15 protein-coding genes are annotated in these 19,274 nt (G+C 70.0%); 9 read left to right on the forward strand and 6 right to left on the reverse strand.

Annotation, left to right across the window (positions count from 1 at the left end):
- The first annotated feature begins 48 nt into the window (after nucleotides 1-48).
- The 7 genes from AHOG_RS10230 (at nucleotide 49) to AHOG_RS10260 (ending at nucleotide 6,609) form a co-directional block, all read left to right on the forward strand.
- On the forward strand, nucleotides 49-1,464 hold the full coding sequence (locus AHOG_RS10230) for an NAD(P)/FAD-dependent oxidoreductase (RefSeq protein ID WP_093941152.1): 1,416 nt from the start codon (nucleotides 49-51) through the stop codon (nucleotides 1,462-1,464).
- A gap of 36 nt (nucleotides 1,465-1,500) precedes the next feature.
- Nucleotides 1,501-3,033 carry a peptide MFS transporter gene (locus tag AHOG_RS10235; protein ID WP_093941153.1) on the forward strand — a complete coding sequence of 511 codons (1,533 nt, stop codon included), beginning with the start codon at nucleotides 1,501-1,503 and terminating at the stop codon, nucleotides 3,031-3,033.
- Nucleotides 3,034-3,154: 121 nt separating this feature from the next.
- Complete coding sequence (locus tag AHOG_RS10240) at nucleotides 3,155-3,892, forward strand: SDR family NAD(P)-dependent oxidoreductase (RefSeq protein WP_211290567.1); 738 nt, start codon at nucleotides 3,155-3,157, stop codon at nucleotides 3,890-3,892.
- Nucleotides 3,892-4,272, forward strand: coding sequence for a SchA/CurD-like domain-containing protein (locus AHOG_RS10245; RefSeq protein WP_093941155.1), 381 nt, complete (start codon nucleotides 3,892-3,894; stop codon nucleotides 4,270-4,272). The genes AHOG_RS10240 and AHOG_RS10245 overlap by 1 nt, the downstream gene beginning before the upstream one ends.
- Before the next feature lie 5 nt (nucleotides 4,273-4,277).
- On the forward strand, nucleotides 4,278-5,240 hold the full coding sequence (locus AHOG_RS10250) for an NAD(P)-dependent oxidoreductase (RefSeq protein ID WP_093941156.1): 963 nt from the start codon (nucleotides 4,278-4,280) through the stop codon (nucleotides 5,238-5,240).
- A gap of 59 nt (nucleotides 5,241-5,299) precedes the next feature.
- Nucleotides 5,300-6,157, forward strand: coding sequence for an LLM class flavin-dependent oxidoreductase (locus AHOG_RS10255; protein WP_093941157.1), 858 nt, complete (start codon nucleotides 5,300-5,302; stop codon nucleotides 6,155-6,157).
- Nucleotides 6,154-6,609 carry an anthrone oxygenase family protein gene (locus AHOG_RS10260; protein WP_093941158.1) on the forward strand — a complete coding sequence of 152 codons (456 nt, stop codon included), beginning with the start codon at nucleotides 6,154-6,156 and terminating at the stop codon, nucleotides 6,607-6,609. Before AHOG_RS10255 ends, AHOG_RS10260 begins: the two co-directional genes overlap by 4 nt.
- A gap of 976 nt (nucleotides 6,610-7,585) precedes the next feature.
- On the opposite strand, the gene AHOG_RS10265 is transcribed toward AHOG_RS10260, so the two are convergent.
- From AHOG_RS10265 to AHOG_RS10275, 3 genes are all read right to left on the reverse strand, one after another.
- Nucleotides 7,586-9,001 (reverse strand): cation:proton antiporter, encoded by a 1,416-nt coding sequence (locus tag AHOG_RS10265; RefSeq protein ID WP_157736749.1) that lies wholly within the window; start codon nucleotides 8,999-9,001, stop codon nucleotides 7,586-7,588.
- Between the two features lie 170 nt (nucleotides 9,002-9,171).
- Nucleotides 9,172-10,203: a methyltransferase gene (locus AHOG_RS10270; protein WP_093941160.1), complete on the reverse strand. Its 1,032-nt coding sequence runs from the start codon at nucleotides 10,201-10,203 to the stop codon at nucleotides 9,172-9,174.
- A gap of 186 nt (nucleotides 10,204-10,389) precedes the next feature.
- Nucleotides 10,390-12,015 carry an FAD-dependent monooxygenase gene (locus AHOG_RS10275; RefSeq protein WP_093941161.1) on the reverse strand — a complete coding sequence of 542 codons (1,626 nt, stop codon included), beginning with the start codon at nucleotides 12,013-12,015 and terminating at the stop codon, nucleotides 10,390-10,392.
- Between the two features lie 260 nt (nucleotides 12,016-12,275).
- Here AHOG_RS10275 and AHOG_RS10280 point away from each other — a divergent pair, with 260 nt between their 5' ends.
- Nucleotides 12,276-13,283, forward strand: coding sequence for a methyltransferase (locus AHOG_RS10280; protein ID WP_093941162.1), 1,008 nt, complete (start codon nucleotides 12,276-12,278; stop codon nucleotides 13,281-13,283).
- A gap of 307 nt (nucleotides 13,284-13,590) precedes the next feature.
- Nucleotides 13,591-15,189, forward strand: coding sequence for an FAD-dependent monooxygenase (locus AHOG_RS10285; RefSeq protein ID WP_093941163.1), 1,599 nt, complete (start codon nucleotides 13,591-13,593; stop codon nucleotides 15,187-15,189).
- A gap of 343 nt (nucleotides 15,190-15,532) precedes the next feature.
- Here the strand turns inward: AHOG_RS10285 and AHOG_RS10290 are convergent, their stop codons facing one another.
- From AHOG_RS10290 to AHOG_RS10300, 3 genes are all read right to left on the reverse strand, one after another.
- Nucleotides 15,533-16,168, reverse strand: a complete 636-nt coding sequence (locus tag AHOG_RS10290; RefSeq protein ID WP_221438371.1) for an ABC transporter permease — start codon at nucleotides 16,166-16,168, stop codon at nucleotides 15,533-15,535.
- A gap of 145 nt (nucleotides 16,169-16,313) precedes the next feature.
- Complete coding sequence (locus tag AHOG_RS10295) at nucleotides 16,314-18,464, reverse strand: GMC oxidoreductase (RefSeq protein ID WP_169725838.1); 2,151 nt, start codon at nucleotides 18,462-18,464, stop codon at nucleotides 16,314-16,316.
- Between the two features lie 327 nt (nucleotides 18,465-18,791).
- Nucleotides 18,792-19,202 (reverse strand): Dabb family protein, encoded by a 411-nt coding sequence (locus AHOG_RS10300; RefSeq protein ID WP_093941165.1) that lies wholly within the window; start codon nucleotides 19,200-19,202, stop codon nucleotides 18,792-18,794.
- Nucleotides 19,203-19,274 lie beyond the last annotated feature (72 nt).

Below are 19,274 nucleotides of genomic sequence, written 5' to 3' on the forward strand. Positions count from 1 at the left end.
GGCGACGCCTCGGCATCCGGGTTTCCGCAGGCCGGAGTGGAGACGCCCATGCGTGCTGCGACCCAGATCCTTGTCATCGGAGGTGGGCCCGGCGGGTCCACCGCCGCGGGACTGCTTGCCCAACAGGGTTTCCAGGTCACGTTGTTAGAGCGTGACCGGTTCCCGCGTTACCACATCGGCGAGTCGATCCTGCCGTCGTGCAAACCGATCTTCGAACTGCTCGGGGTCTGGGACAAGGTCGACCAGCACGGCTTCCAGCCCAAGGGCGGCGCCTACTTCCTCTGGGGGCCCGAGGAGTGGGAGGTCGTCTTCAACGATCTCGGCAGCGACGGGACCAACGCCTTCCAGGTGATCCGCTCCGAGTTCGACGAGCTGCTGCTCAACCATGCCCGCGAACTGGGCGTCGAGGTCGTCGAGGGCACCTCGGTGAAGGAGCTGCACTTCGAGGACGGTAGACCGGTCGCGGCCACCTGGGCCGAGACGAAGAACGCCGACGTGTCCGGGCGGATCTCCTTCGACTACCTCGTCGACGCCTCGGGCCGAGGCGGGGTGATGGCGACGAAGTACCTGAAGTCGCGGCGCTTCCACGACGTGTTCCGCAATGTCGCGGCCTGGTCGTACTGGAAGGGAGCGAAGCGGCTGGACCGGGGTTCCGAGGGCTCGATCGTGGTGGCCTCCGTCCCGGACGGCTGGTTCTGGGCGATCCCGCTGCACGACGGGACCATGAGCGTCGGCCTGGTGACCGGGCGCGACGACTTCAACCGGCGCCGCAACGAGCTGGGCAGCATCGAGGCGGTGTACCGGCAGTCGCTGGAGCAGTGCCCCGGCGTGCTCGGCCTGCTCTCCGACGCGGAGAAGGTCAGCGAGATGAAGGTGGAGCAGGACTACTCCTACGCCGCCGAATCCTTCCAGGGCCCCGGCTATCTGCTCGTCGGCGACGCGGCCTGCTTCCTCGACCCCTTGTTGTCCACGGGCGTTCATCTGGCCACCTACAGCGCCATGCTCGGCGCGGCGAGCATCGGCAGCGTGCTGCGTGGCGAGACGACCGAGGCCGAGGCGTGGGGCTTCTTCGACACCGTCTACCGCCAGGCCTACGAGCGGATGCTCGTGCTGGTCTCGGTCTTCTACGACAGCTACAAGGGCAAGGAGCACCACTTCTACAACGCGCAGCGGCTGTCCAGCAAGGACCACCAGGAGTTGAACATCCAGGCGGCTTTCGATCGGATCATCACCGGGATCGAGGACATGGACGACGCCCAGTCGGTCTACCGGAAGGTGCACGAGCACCTGACCGGCGCGGAGAGCGGGAACCCCAACCCACTGGCGAACCTGAACAAGGTTCATGAGCAGAAGAAGGCGCCCATGCACGCCGGGAACGCCGTCGACGGACTCTACCTGTCGTTCCGCCCGCAGCTCGGCCTCCAGCGCACCTCGGCGGCGACGCCGTCGGTGAACCAGGCCTGACGTCCGCCGCAGCACGACACCCACGGGAGTTGCTCGATGAGTTCCGCGACACGGGAGTCCTCGGCGGAGTCCGGCCCGACCCGAGCTCTGCCCCGCTGGTATCTGACTCTCTTCTCCACCGACGCCCTGGAGCGCTTCGGCTTCTTCGGCATGCAGGCGATCCTCGTGCTCTATGCCTCGGCGCCGCGTTCGGAGGGCGGGTTGGGCCTGCCGATCGGCGAGTCCGCCGCGTTGTTCGGCGCCTGGATCGGCTTGATGTTCATGCTGTCGCACCCCGGAGGCTGGGTCGGCGACCGAGTCCTCGGCCAGCGTCCCACCCTGGTGCTGTCCTCCTTCCTCGGCATGACGGCGTATCTCCTCCTCGCCGTGCCCGCGGGCTGGAGCACGGCGGTCGGCCTGAGCATCCTGGCGATCTCCGGCGGCCTCTTCAAGCCGAACCACCAGGGCATGATCAACCTGATGTACCCGGACGCCAGACGTCGGGAGTCGGGCATCTCCCTGATGTACGTCGGCATCCAGGTCAGCGCGCTGCTGGCCCCACTGGTCACCGGCTACCTCGGGGAACGGGTGAACTGGGGGCTCGGCTTCTCCGTAGCCGCGCTCTCCATGTTCCTGTGCGGACTCCAGATCGCCCTGAGCGGCAGGCAGTTCGGCGGCGTCGGCGCCGGCCCGAGTCGACCGCTCGATCAGCAGGAGCGCACCAGGGCGCTGCGGATCGTCCTGAGCCTGGCGGGCACCATCACCGCCCTGCTGCTGGGACTCTGGGCGTCGGGCCTGCTCAGCCTGATGGTCGTGATCGCGATCGCCGGGATCAGCGCCGTGATCGCGCCGATCTTCGGCTACACCCTGCTCTACCGGAACAAGGAGCTGGGCGGCGGCGACCGACGGCGGCTGCGGGCCTTCCTGGGCGTCTTCCTCGGCGCGACGCTGTTCTGGATGATGAACGCCCATGCATCGTCGCTGCTGAACCTCTTCGCCCGAGACCACACCGACCGGGTCATCCTCGGCTGGGAGATCCCGGCCAGCTGGCTCCAGTCGGCGACCCCGATGTTCATCCTCGTCCTGGCGCCGGTCATCGCCATGTCGATGCCCCGGATCGGCGGGAAGAACAACCTCGCGGTGAAGTTCTCCATCGGCCTGGTCCTGATGGGCGGCAGCTTCCTGCTGATGTCGGTCGCGACGACCCTGGCCGCCGACGGCACGCTCGTCTCGCCGATGTGGCTGCTGATCGTCTACCTCGCCCACGCCTGCGGTGAGGTCGTGGTCGCCGCCGTGACCATCGCCGCCGCCGCGGACGTGCTGCCCCGGCAGTACACCTCCCGCGTCCTCGGCCTGCTCTGGTTGTTCGCGGGCATGGGCGGCGGCTTAGGCAGCGGGGTCGTGCAGCTCGCGACCGTCATGCCCGAACCGCTCTACTACCTGATGCTCGGTTCCGTCGCCACCTCGGTCGGCCTGTTCTTCGCGCTGCGGCGACGGGCGCTGACCAGGGCGTTGGGCCCGGATGGGCCTGACGAGAGCGGCCCGGGAAGGGTCGAAGAGCCCCCGGCCCCGATCGCCTCCGCCCCCTGACGCCTGCGCGGTCGGTCAGCCCCGCGTGCTCGGCGGCACACCAGGGGAGTTCACACCACGGCAAGCACGCACCGCGGCCGCGAGAGGACTCGGCTCGGCCGCCCCGATGAGAGGAACTTCGGTGGATCAAGGACTGTCCGGCAGGAAGGTCGTCGTCACCGGCGGCACGCGAGGAATCGGACGCGCGACCGTCCTGGCCTTCGCCCGGGAGGGCGCCCAGCTGATCATCGTCCATCGCAGCCCCGGAGAGGCCGCGGAAGACCTCGGCAGAGAGCTGAAGGAGCGCGGCGTCACCCACCGGCTCGTTCAGGCCGACGTCACGGTGGCCGCCGACGTGGAACAGCTCGCCGAGGCGGTGCGCGAGACCTTCGGCACGGTCGACGTCCTGGTCAACAACGTCGGCGTCGACGGGGCCGTGCCCTTCGGCGAACTGGCGGAGGACGAGTGGCGTCGGGTGCTGGAGCACAACGTCACCGCCGCCTACCTGGTGACGCACGCCCTGCACGATCTGCTCGCCGACGGCGCCTCGGTGATCGGCATCGGCTCGTCGGTCGCGCTGCGCGGTCGCTCCGCGGGCGTGCACTACACGGCCTCCAAGGCCGCGCTGATCGGTTTCACCCGTGCGTTGTGCAAGGAACTCGGCCCGAGGGGTATCCGGGTCAACGTGGTCGCCCCCGGTCTCACCGAGACGACCGAGGGCGCCGGGCTGCCGCCGCAGGCGGTCGAGCGCATCGTCGGAATGACGGCGCTGGGCCGGATCTGCCAGCCCGACGACGTAGCGGGTGCCGTGATCTTCCTGGCAGGCGACACGTCCCGCTACATCACCGGAGCGACCCTGAACGTGGATGGAGGAGTCTGATGCCGTACGCCGCGATCACCTACAAGGTGCAGCCGGGCCACGAGGACGAGATCGCCGAGATCTTCGCCGGCTTCCAGCGGGTGGACACGCCCGAGTTCCAGTCCGAGGACGGTGCCCCCGCCGGCAGGCTGCTGGGCACCGCCGTCTTCATCAAGGACGAGTTCATGGTGCGGGTCATCCACTACGAGGGCGACTTCCGTGCCATCGCCCGCCACATGGCCGCGCAGAAGGGCGTGCACCTCATCGAGGATCAGCTGGCGCCCTACCTGGCGGAGCAGCGGGACACCTCGACGGCGGAGGGCTTCGGCGCGTACTTCAAGAACGCGAGCATGCGCTGCATCTCCCAGCTCTCCGTCGACACACACCCGGTGGGGAGTTGAGCGCCGTGGCGGTCCGATCGGTCGCCGTCATCGGCCTCGGCGGCATGGGCGGCGGGATGGCGCATGCACTGGTGGCCGCGGGCTTCCCCGTGACGGTCTACAACCGCACCAGGGAGAAGGCCCTGCCACTGGTGGAGGCGGGCGCGACCCTCGCCGAGTCGGCGGGTGACGCCGCGTCGTCGGCCTCGGTGGTGCTGCTGAGCCTGGCCGACGAGGTCGCCGTCGAAGAGGTGCTCTTCGGCGAGGTCGTCGGGCGGCTCGCCGAGGGCAGCACCGTCGTCGACGCCTCCACCGTGGCCCCGGACTACGCGAGGTCCGCGGCCGAGCGGCTCGCCGCGCTGGGGATCGCGCGGGTGGAGGGATGCGTCGTCGGCAACCCGCAGATGGCCAGGCTCGGCAAGCTGCGGGTGTTCGCCTCCGGCGACGAGGCGGCGGTGGAGTCGGTCTCCGACGTGCTCGACGCGGTGGGGCAGGAGGTCCGCTACCTCGGCTCCTGGGGGCGGGCCAGCTCCCTGAAGCTGGCGTTCAACCTGATCCTCGGTGTGCAGACCGCGGGCCTGGCCGAGGCGTTGGCCTTCGCCGAGTCGGCCGGGCTGGAGCGGGACATGGTGCTCGACGCGCTGGACGGCAGCGGGTGGAGGTCGCCGGTCCTCAGCTTCCGAGCGGAGTTCATGCGCAGGCGGGACTACACGCCTGCCGGCTTCCGCACGGAGCTGATGCGCAAGGACCTCCGGCTGGTGCAGGAGGCGGCGGCGCAGCGGGGCTTCGGGCTGCCCGTCGTCGACGAGACGGCCCGTCGCTACGACGCGCTGATCGCGGCGGGCCGGGGCGATGACGACGCCGCGGCGGTCGTCGACGCCGCCGCGGTCGACCTCACCGGCGACGGCGTCGCCGCCCCGAGCGCCCTCGACCCGCCGCCGGGCGGAACGGTCCATCGGGCCGCCGTCCCGCAGGAGGCCACCGGCTGAGCGCCTCCTCGGGCAGCGGGGGCGGGGGACACCGACAGGACAGGAAACGGAGAGTCACGATGGACATCGGAGTCGGCCTCCCGACGACGGTACCGGGGGCGCGCGGTCGCGATCTGACGGAGTTCGCGCGTCGGGCCGACCAACAGGGTTTCAGCACCCTGGCGGTCCTGGACCGGTTGGTCTACGACAGTTACGACCCGCTCGTCGCCCTCGCCGCCTCGGCGGCGGCCACCGAGCGGATCCGGCTCGCGAGCACGATCCTGCTGGCGGCCTATCGTCCGAGCGTCGCCGTGCTGGCCAAGCAGTTGGCCAGCATCGACCGGATCTCGGACGGCAGGCTCGTCGTCGGGCTGGCCGCGGGCGGCCGAGAGGATGACTTCCTCGCCTCCGGCGTGCGCTACGGCGGTCGTGGTCGCAGACTCGATGAGATGATCAGCGAGTTGACCAGGACCTGGCAGGGCGAGGGGCCGTTCGCGGGCGTCGGACCTCGACCCGCCGCCGAGGGTCCGCCGTTGCTGTTCGGCGGACACTCGCCCTCGGCCATGCGCCGAGCCGCGGAGCACGGCATCGGCTGGATCGCGGGCGGCAGCTCGGCGACCGCGTATCCGGAACTCGTCCGCCAGGCACAGGAGGAGTTCCGTCGGCACGGCCGCGCGGACAAGCCGAAGATGGTGTCGTTGAGCTACGTCTGCCTCGGCCCAGAGGGCAGGGAACGCGGTGGTGCCTATCTTCGTGACTACTACTCCTACATCGGGCCGAAGGCGGAGCGGGCTGCCTCGGCGGTCATCGTCGACGAGGATCGACTGCGCAGGACGGTCGACGAGTTCGCCGAGGCGGGCTGCGACGAGCTGCTGCTCTTCCCGTGCACCTCGGACCCCGATCAGGTCGACCTGATCTCGAAGGCGGTCCTGGCGTGACGGCGGCGGTGCTCGGGGTCCTCGCCGTGCTGGGCAGCGGCGTGGTGGCGGGGGTGCTCTTCGCCGTGGCGTTGAGCGTCCTTCCCGCGTTGACCGCCATGCCGCCGGATCGCTACGTCTACACACACAAGCTGATCGGCCGTAACTGGGATCCGACGATGCCGATCATCGTGTTGTCCTCGATGCTGGTCTGCATCGTCCTGGCGGTGCTCGTGCCCGCGGGGACGGGGCGCATGCTCTACATCGTCGGGGCGGTGCTGCTGCTGGCCGTGTCCGTGGTGTCGCACTTCTGCAACGTGCCGATCAACCGCCGGGTCAAGGGACTGGACCCCGAGTCCATGCCCGCCGACTGGTCGGATCCTCGGCCGCTGTGGCGGCGATGGCACACGCTGCGCACCACGCTCGCGCTGCTCGCGGTACTGGTCAACGCGGTGGCGATCAGCCTGGCGTGAGGACGGGACGACCAGGGCCGGGCCCGTGTGGCCCGGCCCTGTCGCGTCTGTGCTCGGCGTTCGGCGCCACAGCGTGTCCGGCGCCTGCCGGTCCAGGGGACGACGGCCACCGGCATGTGCGGCTCTGGCATGTGCGGCCCCGGTGTGCGCGGTCCCGACGTGGGGGCGTGGTCCGATGTGGCCGCCCGAAGCGAAACGGCGGGGATCGTGTGCTCGGACCGAGCGGCCCGGCTGCGCGAATCGCACCGAGCGAATCGGACGGAAAAGGCAAGACCTCGGGCCGTGCCGTCGTCCGCCGAAGTGTCCCCCATGCCTGTTCTGGCCGGAAAGACCCCGGAGCGCAGCCGCCGGAACCGTCGACGGTCACCCGTGCTATGGGCGTGAGCCGCCGTTGTCCGCTTCGCCGGGGACGCCGTGTGCCGGGGGCCGTGTCGCGGTTGTGTCGCGCTGGTGTTCCGCCGAGTGCGTGTGTCGTGGCGTGACCGTCCACTCCGTGTGGGACGCCCGTCTCCGTGTCTCCGTGTCTCCGTGTCTCCGTGTCTGTCGGAGCCCGTCTCCGTGGTCGACGGCCGCGCCGAGGAGCTGCGTGCCGTTCACCGGCCCGGGGGGCAAGACTGGAGGGACGAGCGGCGCGGCCCAGCGTCGGTGGAGCGTCGCGTGTGCCGCCACCGGCGATCCGCGGCGTTCCGGTGCCGTGGGACCGACCTCCTTCCGGGCCCCTCGGCGGCCGAGCAGCCTCGCCCTGATCGATCACCACCTGAGACGACACCGGCCCGCATCGCCGCACCGCCGCCGGCTCGGGTGGGCACGTCGCCTGCCCGCCCGCGGACAGGCGGGGTACGCCGCGCCGAGAGACGACCGTCGGAACCTCCGCCGATCGGCAGGCCGACCCGGAGACCGCGGCGTCCCGCCTCCCGAGACGGCGGCGGGGCGGGACCCCGGAATCGGACTCCCGCCCCGCCCGCGCGTCGAATGATCAGCCGCCCACGGTCGTGGGAGGCGTCGCCTCGACCTTGGGCCCGGCGATCAGCCACAGCGAGTCCGGGCCCGTCCGGCGCGGCCGCAACAGCTCCAGCAGCGGGCCGGTGATCGCCGTGGTGATCAGGGTCATCACCAGGAACGCCGCGAACAGGTCGGGCGAGATCACCCCGAGGGACAGTCCCAGTTGAAGGACGACGATCTCGGTCAGGCCTCGACAGTTCATCATCGTGCCCAACGCGAGCGCGGATCGTCGATCGACGCCCACAGCCACCGCGGGCAGCACCACCCCGACGAACTTCCCGCCCATGGCCACGATCAACACCAGCAGCACGACCAGTACGCCCGCGCCGGAGACGGCGTCCCAGATATCGGTGCTCAGCCCGATTCCCGCGAAGAACAACGGCAGCATCAGCCAGTGCGTCGGGCCCGCCAGCCGGAACGCGAACTCCTCGGCGCCTCGCGACCCTCGGGGAGTGATCACGCCTGCGAGGAACGCGCCGAAGATGGCTTCGACGCCGATCATCGCGGTGACGCCCGCGGACAGCAGCACAAGCAGCAGGATCGCGATCATCAGCATCGGCGATCGCTCCGGTCGCGCGTCGGCGTACCGGGCGATCCGCGCCATCAGCGGACGGATTCCCCACCACATCACCGCCGCGTAGATCACCGAGAGCAGAACGGTGGTTCCCGCCCCGCCGAGCGAGTCGCCGCTCACCCCCGCCACGACGAGCGCGAGCAGACACCACGCCGTGACGTCCTCGATCCCCGCGGTCGCCATGCCGAGGGCGCCGATACCGGTGTCCTTCAGCTTGCGGTCTTTGAGGATTCTCGCGAGCACCGGGAAGGCGGGGACGCTCAGCGCCACGCCGAGGAACACCGCGTAGGGACCGGTGCCCACACCGTCAGGACGAAGACCCGCCAGCGGCCACAGCGCGAAGGCGACTCCACAGAGGAAGGGAATCGCGATGCCGGCGTGGCCCACGACCAACGCGGTCCCTGCATTGCCTTTGAGCAGGGCGAACGGTAGTTCGCGGCCGACCTCGAACATGAAGAAGATGACGCCGAGCTGGCCGATGGCGGTGAGGAAGAACTGGACGTCAGGAGGGAAGAGGAACTCGGCGACCGTCGGGGCCAGCATCCCCAGCACGGTGGGGCCCAGCAACAGGCCTGCGGTGATCTCCCCGATCACTCTCGGCTGGTTCAGGCGAGCGGCCAAGGAGCCCGCCAGCTGGGTGACGACCACGACGACCGTGCAGGCGACGAGCACCATGCCGAGCACGTCGTGCAGTGGCGCCACCACATGCCCGACGGACTCCCCGGCGTCCGCCTGCCTACGTGTCCAATCAGTGTGCTCGTGGATCAGGACGAGCGCGGCGACCGAGGGCGGGACGACGATGAGGAGATAGATCAACGTGCTTCGCCGATCACGTCGACGTCCGTTCGACGGTCTGTCGTGCCGGCTCTGAACTGTTGACATGTTGACGGTCACTCCTGACTGGATCGTTTCCCAGAACACCCTGAGACAGAAGTCCGGGCTCGCCGATCGCACGGCGAGCCCGGAGTCGGGTAGTGCAGTGTCGGTCAGGGCGCCTTGTGCCCGATGACCAGCGTGACATCGTGGCCGAGCGAGAGGTGCGTGACCGTGGCGAAGCCCGCGTCCGTCAGCCACTCGACGCACTCCTGAAGGCGGTAGCCGGTGCCGTGCGGCGTCATGAGCTGGAGGTTGAGGCTGGTGACGAGGTTACGCAGGTACCCTTCCTCGCCTTCCACGATGATCGGGTCCCAGATCAGGAAGGCGCCGCCCGGCTTCAGCGCCGCGAAGGCGTTGGCGAGCAGTCGTCGCCGCTGCGCGTCCTCCCAGTCGATCAGGGAGTGGCCGATCATCATGACCTCGGCCTCGGGGATCGACTCGAAGAAGTCGCCGCCCTCGAAACGCACGGTCCCCGTGGTGCCGAGGGCGGCCATGTGCTCGTCGAAGGCGGGCCGCAGCTGTGGCAGGTCCAACACGGTCCCGTCCAGATGCGGGTGCGCCCGCACGAGCTGGGCCAGGACGTTGCCCCGACATCCGCCGAGTTCGACGACGAGGGTGCGGTCCGACCAGTCGAACCGTTCGATCAGCGCGGGGATCAGCGGCTTGCTGGCCGCCTCCGCCATCCCGATGAAGTCGACGCGCTTCTCGTCGTTCTCGTAGAGCTGCTCGAACATGGTGTCGCCCGTGTACGTCGCGGCCTGCGGTCTGCCGGTGCGCAGCGCCTCGGCGAGCCTGCCCCACGCCGGATACATCACCCGGTTCGCCATGTGCAGCAGGCCGCCCATGTACTCGTCATGCGTGGGGACGAGGAAGAACTCGGCGGCCTGACTGTTGCTGAAGACGTCGCCGTCACGGTTGAGCATTCCGAGCGCGGCGAGCGCGTCCAGGAAGTGCCCGGTGCCACGCGGATGCAGACCGAGTCGCTCTCGGATCACGGACTCGGTGGCGGGCGCCTCGGCCAGCAGGTCGAACAGGCCCACCTCCAGTCCGGCCAGCACCATCTTCGACGGCTGGAACGCCATCGCCTTGTCCAGGAAGTGCCGCGGATGCGGCCGGGTCACCGGTTCCAGATGAGTCGTCATGTCCGTCCTTCTCGGTAACTGTCGTCAGCCGGAGTCGTTGTGCGTCGTGGTCGTCGACGCCCCGCCGACCGAGCGGTCTGGCCAGGGATCGGCGGCGGGAGCCGGATCGCGCGGAGCAGGCGTCGATCCGTCCCCCGCCGGTCAGGTGACGACCTCCGATCGGAGGCCGCGGTGCTGGTCGCCTCCTCAGCCGATCACGTCGGGATCGAGTCCCGCGGCGGCCGCCACGACGGAAGTCAGCGTCCGGTCCGCGTCCTCGACGGCATCCTGCTGCCGCCAGGCGACGAAGGCGTCCGGTCGGACGAGCACCGCCCCTTGAGGTCCGACGCCATAGGCCTGTGCCCAGTTCCGCCCGTCCGGCAGCAGATCGCCGTCCGGCCCGATCACCTCGCAGCGCAGCGGGACGCCGAGCTGCTTGGCGACCCGGTCGGCCGCCTCGGCCCACCCACTGGTGCGTGAGCCGGTGAGCAGCACGAACTCGTCCCAGAACAGGTCCACAGTGGAGATGCGCTCGCCGTCGCGCCGAAGCCAGACGTGCGGGGCACGAGTGCCGGGCGCGCCGGTGAGGGTGAGCTTCGGCGAGAGCACCCTGGCGTCGGGCTCGACTCCCTGGATCGAGGTGGAGTTGTAGCGGTAGCCCAGGGTGATGATGACGTCGTCGACCATCAGCGCCCGGGTCTCGTCGTCGGCGTATCCGTGCCGGATGCGGTTGCGGACCATCGCCTGCTCGGCCATGGCCTCGCCCACCCGGCGCCGCTCGGCGTCGTAGGTCTCCAGCAGCGCGTCCCCGCTGACGCCCTTGAGCACCGAGGCCAGCTTCCAGGCCAGATTGTGGGCGTCGTGGATGCCGGTGTTGGCTCCGAAGCCGCCCGCGGGCGGGTGCAGGTGCGCCGCATCGCCCGCGAGGAACACCCGCCCGCGGCGGAAGGTCTCCGCGACCAGCTGCGCGCCCTGCCACGGCACCTTGTCCATGATCTCCACGTGGAGGTCGTCCTTGCCCGCGGCGGTGCGCACGATGTCGATGCACCGCTCGTCGGTGAAGTCCTCCGGCTTCTCGCCCTGATCCGGGTGGTAGAGCGGCGCGGCGAGCCACGGATCACAGCCGTGCAGCCGGGACAGACCCATCAGGGTGCCGGGCGCGGCGGTGGCATAGCAGAGGATGAACTTGCGGTCCTTGAGGAGGGCCTCCAGCTCCGGGGCACGGAAGTAGATGCTCAAGGCGTTGAACACGGTGCCTCGGCCCTCGCGTTCCACGCCGAGCGTGGTCCTCGTCCTGCTGTTCGCCCCGTCGGCGCCGATCAGATAGTCGGCCCGGACGGTGGTGCGAGTACCCGTGGCGAGGTCCTCGATGATCGCGGTGACGCCCTCGGCATCCTGCTCGAAGGACTGCAACGAGGTGTTGAACCGCACGTCGGAGCCGTTGTCCTTGGCGATGTCGACCAGCACCCGCTCATAGCGGTCCTGACCGCAGCCCATCACCCGTTCCGGGCTGATGTCGGGTCCGTCGAGCGAAGGAGACTCCAGCACCACCGCGTCGTCGATCTCGGCGAAGGTGTTGACCTGGATGATGCCGCCCTCGAAGTACGGGTGCGAGTCGCCCATCTCCAGCGCCCGCACGGCCTCGTGGAAACCCGCGGCGCGGAACAGCTCCATGGTCCTGGCCTGGAGGCCGGGCGCACGCGGCAGTCGGGAGGTGCCGTCCCGCTTTTCGACCAGCATGGTCTTGATGCCATGGCGACCTAAGAAGAGTGCGGACGACAGGCCGACCGGCCCACCGCCCACGATCAGCACCGGGATCTTCACGTCATACATGCCCGTTTCCTCTGTTCGAGATCCAGCGGGACAGGGTCGAGGGGCCGACCGTGCGGCCCCGAATGAAGCCACACCATCGGGTAACCCTGATGCAGGATTTACCGGGGTGACCTCGAATATCTCTGAACTCAAGAGCAGGACGGCCGCCCGGCCTGCGACTCGAACGTGTCTTGAGTGTCCCTCCAAGCGGTGATGTGAGGCTCGACCGCGAAATCGGATCGGCAGCCTCGCCATCCGCCGTCGGAAAAGGAGTCGTGCGAATGACGAGCACAGCCCCGGACACCAGCACTCCGGCAGGACTCATCCGTCTCGGCAATGCCTTCTGTGACGCGAAGGCGTTATTGACCGCGGTGGACCTCGACCTCTTCAGCCTTCTGCGCAAGGGGCCCGCGACCACGGAGGAGATCCGGACGGCACTGGACCTTCACGGTCGCGGGCTGTCCGACTTCCTTCAGCTGTTGGTCGCGCTCGGGCTGCTGGTGCGTGAGGGCGACCGTTACAGCAACGCCGAAGGAGCCGATCGGCACCTGGTGCGTGGCGAGAAGGGCTACGTCGGCGGCTTCATGCTGCGTTCGGATCGCAACCTCTACCCGGCGTGGGGCAAGCTGGCCGAGGGCCTGCGCACCGGGCGACCCCAGTCGGTCGGCGACTTCGACGCGGTGCTGGCGAACCCGAAGTTCCTGGCGCAGTTCGTGCACATGATGGACGCGCTGACGCACGTCCTGGGCCCGGAGCTGATCGAGCGCATCGACTTCACCCCGTACCAGTCGATCCTGGACATCGGCGGCTGCCGGGGCAACATGGCCGGTCAGATCGTCAAGGCCAACCCGCATCTGGTCGGGCACGTCTTCGACATGCCGCAGATGGAGCAGTTCTTCGACAAGCACATGGCCGAGTACGGCGTCACCGGCCGGGTGCACTTCCACGGCGGCAGCTTCTTCGAGCAGGAGCTGCCGAAGGCGGACCTGGTGATGCTGGGCCACGTCCTGCACGACTGGGATCGCGACCAGCGGGAGTTCCTGGTCAACGCGGCGTACAAGGCGTTGAACCCGGGAGGGACGCTGCTGGTCTACGACCGGATGCTGGACGACGACCCGCGCCATGTCGAGAACCTGGTCATCAGTCTCGACATGCTGCTGGTCACCGACGGCGGTTCGGAGTACCCGGTCTCGGAACTGCGCGGCCACGCCGAGAAGGCGGGCTTCACGTCGATCACCGACGAGCCGTTCAGCGACTTCGACACGCTGCTCATCGCGAAGAAGCCGTAACGGCCTGACCGGCACGCCCGCGCCGCCGTGACCGTGCATGGCGGCGCGTGGTCGTGCGGTCGGCGGGCTGGACAGGGCCGGGCCGATCCGTCCACCCCGCGGAACCCGCCCCGGAACCCGCGGCGGATCGGCGCCGTTTCCCGAAGAGCCCCGAACCCGGTGGACGCCACGGTGCGGAGGCACTCCGGCCGCCGCGACCCCGATCCGCGGCGGTGACCGCGCCGACACGGGCTGACAGGTTCGCGGAGCCGTCGTGTCCCGAGGGCTCCGCGTCACCGACGAGTGACTCAGACGAAAGGGAGCTGGCATGACGACACCTGACGAGCGGGTACCGGTGCTCATCGTGGGCGGGGCGCTGGCCGGCCTGTCGACCGCGGTGTTCCTCGCCTCGCACGGGGTGAAGGCGCTCGTGGTGGAGCGCCATCCGGACACCCTGCTGCATCCTCGGGCGCGGGGCATCAATCCCCGCACCGTGGAGGCCTTCCGACAGGTCGGTCTCGAAGCCGCCCTGCGCGCCGAGGCGAGCATGAACGCCGACTTCGGGTCGCTGCCGATGCTGCGGGCGGAGTCGCTGGCCGGGCGGGAGATCTTCTCCGGGCCCGCCGACCAGCCCGACCCCAGCGGCGACGTCAGCCCCACCACCTGGGTGCCGATCGACCAGGACCGGCTGGAGCACGTCCTGCGGGCCAAGGCCGTGGAGTCGGGGGTCGAGCTGCGGTTCTCGACCGAGGCCGTCTCGCATCATCAGGACGTCGACGGTGTCTCGGTGGTTCTGCTCGACCGCGAGTCCGGACAACGGCGCACCGTCCGCGCCGACTACCTGATCGCCGCCGACGGCGGTCGCAGTCCGCTGCGCGAGGCGCTGGGCATCGGCGTGCAGGGGCCGGGCATGTTCGCCACGACGCTGTCGGTGCTGTTCGAGGCCGATCTCGAACCGGTGTTACGCGGCCGCCGATTCGGCATGTCCTACCTGGATCAGCCGCATCCGCAGACGGTGATCTACCCGCACGACGGCGAGCGGCGGTGGATCTTCGCGACCAGCATCCCGCAGGGCCGCACCCTCGAGGAGATGACCGACGACGAGTTCCAGGCGCTGATCGCGGCGGCCATCGGCCGGGACGACATCGACGTCACGATCCTGGCCCAGCTGCCCGCGGGCGGGGTCAAGGCGCTGCGGTTCGACCTCGGCGCTCAGGTGGCCCAGCAGTACCGCTCCGGCCGGATCTTCCTCGTCGGCGACTCGGCGCACCTGGTGCCGCCGACCGGCGGCTTCGGCGCCAGCCTCGGCATCCAGGACGCGCACAACCTGGCCTGGAAGCTGGCCGCCGTGCTGACCGGCACCGCAGGGCCCGCTCTGCTGGAGACCTACGAGCGGGAGCGGCAGGCCGCCGCGTTCCTCACGTTCCGCACCTCGCTGTCGCTCATGCACGACCGGACGGGGTCCGACGCGGACAAGGACCACTCCGCCGACTACGGGGCGACGGTCTTCGGCTACCGCTACGACGGCGGAGCGCCCGTGCCCCCCGGCGACCTGTGCGGCCAGCCCGGCACGCGGGCTCCGCACGTCGTGCTCACCGACGGTGCGGCGGAGTCGTCCTCGCTCGACCTGTTCGGCGGGTCGTTCGTCCTGCTCACCTCGGGTTCGGGGGAGTGGGCGGAGGCCGGAGCGAAGGCCGCGGCGCGAACCGATGTCGCGCTCGCGGTGCACGTCGTCGACGGGGCGGGCTCCGACCTGCGCAGCGTCGCGGGCGGATTCGCCGCCGCGTACGGCATCGAGGGCGGCGGCGCGGTCCTGGTCCGTCCGGACGGATTCGTCGCCTGGCGGGCCGAGACGCCGAGCGGCACGGCCGAGGACGACGTCGTCGCGGCGTTGCTCGCGGCGACCGCGCGCGCCGAGGCCGGCTGAGGGGCTTTCGTTCGTCGGGGCGCCCTGGTCCGAGAGGCCGCGCGACCTCGCCGTGCCGACGGGAATGGCGAGACTCGTCGACGGTGTGGCGCCGATGGGTGTCGCCGGCAGCGGCGGCGCGGGGTCGAGGCGGCCGAAGACGGTCCGCGGAGCGGCGCACGGCCACGTGCGGGATGAGATCTCGGACTCGCCTGCCGACCGCAGGCAGGTGGGGACCGACGGACCCGCAGGGGAAGACGACGCCTCCGTACCCGGCGCGGCCGAGAGACGACGAACGCGGTGGTCGGCGGACCACCGCGTTCGTCCGGTCCTGGGCAGGACGCCGTCCCGACGCCGGGAGCGCTCAGCGCAGCTTGGCGAGGCGACGACGCTCGAGGTAGGCGGCGAGGGCGTACGCCCCGCCACCCGCGACGGCGAGGACCCCGAGCGCTCCGGCACCGCTGAAGAACAGCGCACCGGCGCCGACGAGGGTGAGCCAGCTGCCGAGGCTGTAGTGCAGCGTGTTGCGGCGGATGGCGCCCTCGGCGATGTTGATCATTCCGACGACGAACACGGCGCCGGTGGGCCAGAGCACCGCCTGCGCGTCGGCGGACATCTCCATGGTGCTCGTCATGCCGCTGATGGCCATGGTGAGCGCGATGAAGACGGTGCCCCACGCGGTGCCGACCAGCTTCTCCCGCGCGACCGAGGCCTCGTCGGCGCCGAACTGGGCGAGCTTGGCGGCGATGAGGGCGAGGATCACCCCGGGCACGATGCCCAGCCCGAGCAGGACGAACGGCAGCCAGCCGGGCAGCTCCAGCAGGGGGTCCGGCCCGGTGGACACGGCGAACGCGCCGTGCCCGAACACGAAGGCGAAGGCGAAGGCGGTGTAGCTGGCACGGTTGTCCACCGGAAGGGGATGCTGGTCCCCAGGGGCTGCGTCGGCGTTGTCGTTCTTGCCTGCGGTGTCGTTCTGCACGGTGGTGTCGGTATCGGTCATCTGAGTCTCCGGCAGGGGTCTCGTTGATCGGGCGTGGATCGATGGCTACAGGGGAGGGCTGATCAGGAGGTCCGCGTACGCTCTCGCGACTTCGATCGACGTCGATCAACGTCGGGACCCGTGTTGCGCGGTGGTCTCCTCTCGGTCAGGAGGCGCGTCGTCGTCGCAGAGCGGAGGTCATGAAGAAGGAGGCGAAGCGGGCGAGCGCGCGCAGCCTGCGGGGGAGGGTGAAGGCCCGGCCGGTGAGCGACATCCCCAGCCGTGCCAGATCACGGGGGCCGATGGTGATCACGAAGCGCTGAGTCTCCGCAGGGTCGCCGTCGACGGGAGAGATCTCGGTGCGCAGCGTGGTGAGGCCCGCCAGCAGGTCCATCGGGTGGCGGGACCGGACGACCTTGGTGCCCGAGAGCCGCCAGGGGCGTCCGTGATCGTCGTCGAAGCGCAGGGCGTAGACCATCGCCTCGGCCCTGCCGTCCGGGAACAGCGACATCGACCCGGAGATCTCCATCTGCGTGGCGACGTCGTCGACGTCGATCACGCCCCGCATCGGCACCGTGTGCGCCTCGTCGGTGAGGAACGGGTCCATGCCGGGAATCTCCGCGCGCAGCGACACGACCATCCTCGGGTGCTCTCGTGGACCCGTGGCCATCTGCTCCTCGAAGACGACGCCGTCGCCCCTGGTGGTGGCGTGCAGCCGGGACTGCGACACGTAGGCGGCGTCCTCGGGGATCTCGCCCGGCACCACCGAGTCCCATTCGGACGCCCGCCACTCGGGTCTGCCGGATCGACGGATGATCGTCTCCACCGACCGCTCCGCGGTCGCGAGGATCGTGGCGGAGGGGTTCACGCCGGTCGCCGCCGGAATCACCGAGCCGTCCATGACGAACAGACCCGGATAGCCGTGCACCTCGCCCGCGTCGTCGACCACGCCTGCGGCGGCGTCCGGCCCGGAACGCACCCCGCCCAGCGCGTGGACGGTGATGGTGCGACGCATCAGCGACCAGGTGAAGGGGTTGTACAGGCGCGCGTCGAGGAGATGCGCCACCGCCGGACCCACCCGGGTCTGCGACCGGTACAACTGTGCCTGCCACCGGTTGTTCCACGCCAGGGTGGCGTCCCCCCTGGCATCCAGGCGGAGCGTCCCCTTGCCGGAGTCCTTGCCCATCGCGAGGACCGTGAAGGTCTGGCGCCGGTCGGTGTGCCGCACGCTGCGCTGCCACCAGTCGCGTACCCGGCGAGCGGGAAGGATGGCGTCGAACAAGGCGTTCAGCGGCGGGGGGAAGGCACCGTCCTGCACCTGATACCACACCGGCCGTCGGCCTTCCGGGACGTCCAGCACGGTGTTGGTGGTGATGGTCGGTCCGGTCGTCATGTCCGGCCGCCGGCCGCGGAGCTCCGCCAGCGTGAGGAAGTCACCGTTGCCGGAGAACCCCTTGCCGAGCTGGTGAGACAGGCGGGGCAGGGTGCGGTGGACGTCGCGGGATCGGAGCAGGAGTTCGTTGGTCGCCACCGCCCCGGCGGCGAGGACGACCTTGGGCGCGGACCACGCGCGCGGCGGTGCGTCGGGCTCGGAGGGGGTCGAGGCGAACACCCTGTAGCCGTCGCCGTCACGCTCGATGCGCGTGACCTGCGCGTCGGTGACGGCGCGAGCGCCCGCGTTCTCGGCCGCGGCGAGGTAGGTGTAGTCCAGGGTGTTCTTGGCTCCGTGATTGCAGCCGATGACGCACTCGCCGACGAAGGCGCACCCTCGGCGCGGGGCACCGTGGATGTTCGGCCGCCAGGTGTCCGGATCGCCGAAGGTCACCGCCAGATTGGGCCGCACGGTGGCCTCGTCCTTGTCCGTGTTCTTGAGGAGCTGTTCCATGAGCTCCGTGCGAGGCGGGAGCTTTCCGGTCCGGGGATCCTCGCCGACCGGGGAGACTCCCATCATGTGCGCGGCCAGGTCGTAGTACGGGTCGAGCTGCTCGCGTCGGAGATGGGCGGGCCAGCGGTCGTCCAGCGTCTCGCTGAACGGCCGGGCGAACACGTTCGCGTACACAAGCGATCCGCCGCCCCAGCCCGCGGCCTGGACACTGCCCATGTTGTCGAGCCACCGGATGTCGAAGAGCCCTCGGTCGAGATCCCACAGCCAGCCGTCCTTCAGTTCGGGCTTGCGGGGGAAGTCACCGAGTCTCCAGCGGCGGCCGCGTTCGAGGACGACGACCGAGAATCCCGCCTGCGCGAGGCGAGCCGCGGCCACGGCACCGCCGAACCCGCTGCCGACGACGATGGCGTCGGCGTCGAATCGTTCAGTCATGATCGTTCCCTTCAGTGCGGGTGTCGTCGTGGGTGTAAAGTGACGATCCGCCGTAGACGGACGTCGGATCCGCCACCGAGGCACCCGCAGGTGCTGGGTATTCGAGGTGCTCGACGGGCGGCCGCGGCCTCGACACCGGGCGCACCGCACCCGTGTTCTTCTGGTTCGACAGGGATCAGGACGACGGCCCTGGTGGGCGCGAGGCATGGACCCGGGTGCGGTGACCAGAGACCTCGCGCTCCTCGGCGCGAGGACGTTCACCTGTCTGCCCGCACGACGTCGCAGGTCAGTGCGTGGCGCAGGCGAACGTCCTCGTCCCGGTGACGCTCAGCTGGTCGCGTGCCTGCCCGGTGCCGCGCTGCCGATGTACTCCTTGAGGTTGGAGATCAGCTCGACGAGGTCGGGGTGGGCGTCGAATCGGCGCTGGTGGATGGCGGCGATCTTCTCGCCCATCTCCGGGTCCTTGTCGTCGGTGACGTCGAACGAGGCGAACCGCTCGATCAGAGGCAGCCCCATCCGGTCCACCTGAAGGTGCGCCGGGTCGTTCATCATCTTCTCGTACTCCTCGAGGTCGGCGACCGAGGAGACGGCGGCGTACTGGTACTCCCCGCCGAAGTCGCGGCCGAAGACCGCGCCCGGGCTGTCCGCGTTCTGCGCGCCCATCCCGTCGATGATGGCGTCCACCGTCTCCTGCGGGACCTCCGGCTTGATGGTGAAGCGAATGCAGTGGTAGATCATCGATGTTCCCCTTCCTTGGTCTTCCTCGGTGGCCGGCCGATCGGCCGGCCGGGCGGTCTGGGCGATGCCGTC

Origin of the sequence: Actinoalloteichus hoggarensis (genome assembly GCF_002234535.1) — a bacterium.
Lineage (GTDB): Bacteria > Actinomycetota > Actinomycetes > Mycobacteriales > Pseudonocardiaceae > Actinoalloteichus_A > Actinoalloteichus_A hoggarensis.

Coding starts and splice junctions, on each gene's coding strand:
- AHOG_RS10230 (WP_093941152.1), top strand. CDS start 49: ATGCGTGCTGCGACCCAGATCCTTGTCATCGGAGGTGGGCCCGGCGGG.
- AHOG_RS10235 (WP_093941153.1), top strand. CDS start 1,501: ATGAGTTCCGCGACACGGGAGTCCTCGGCGGAGTCCGGCCCGACCCGA.
- AHOG_RS10245 (WP_093941155.1), top strand. CDS start 3,892: ATGCCGTACGCCGCGATCACCTACAAGGTGCAGCCGGGCCACGAGGAC.
- AHOG_RS10255 (WP_093941157.1), top strand. CDS start 5,300: ATGGACATCGGAGTCGGCCTCCCGACGACGGTACCGGGGGCGCGCGGT.
- AHOG_RS10270 (WP_093941160.1), bottom strand. CDS start 10,203: ATGACGACTCATCTGGAACCGGTGACCCGGCCGCATCCGCGGCACTTC.
- AHOG_RS10275 (WP_093941161.1), bottom strand. CDS start 12,015: ATGTATGACGTGAAGATCCCGGTGCTGATCGTGGGCGGTGGGCCGGTC.
- AHOG_RS10280 (WP_093941162.1), top strand. CDS start 12,276: ATGACGAGCACAGCCCCGGACACCAGCACTCCGGCAGGACTCATCCGT.
- AHOG_RS10285 (WP_093941163.1), top strand. CDS start 13,591: ATGACGACACCTGACGAGCGGGTACCGGTGCTCATCGTGGGCGGGGCG.
- AHOG_RS10290 (WP_221438371.1), bottom strand. CDS start 16,168: ATGACCGATACCGACACCACCGTGCAGAACGACACCGCAGGCAAGAAC.
- AHOG_RS10295 (WP_169725838.1), bottom strand. CDS start 18,464: ATGACTGAACGATTCGACGCCGACGCCATCGTCGTCGGCAGCGGGTTC.
- AHOG_RS10300 (WP_093941165.1), bottom strand. CDS start 19,202: ATGATCTACCACTGCATTCGCTTCACCATCAAGCCGGAGGTCCCGCAG.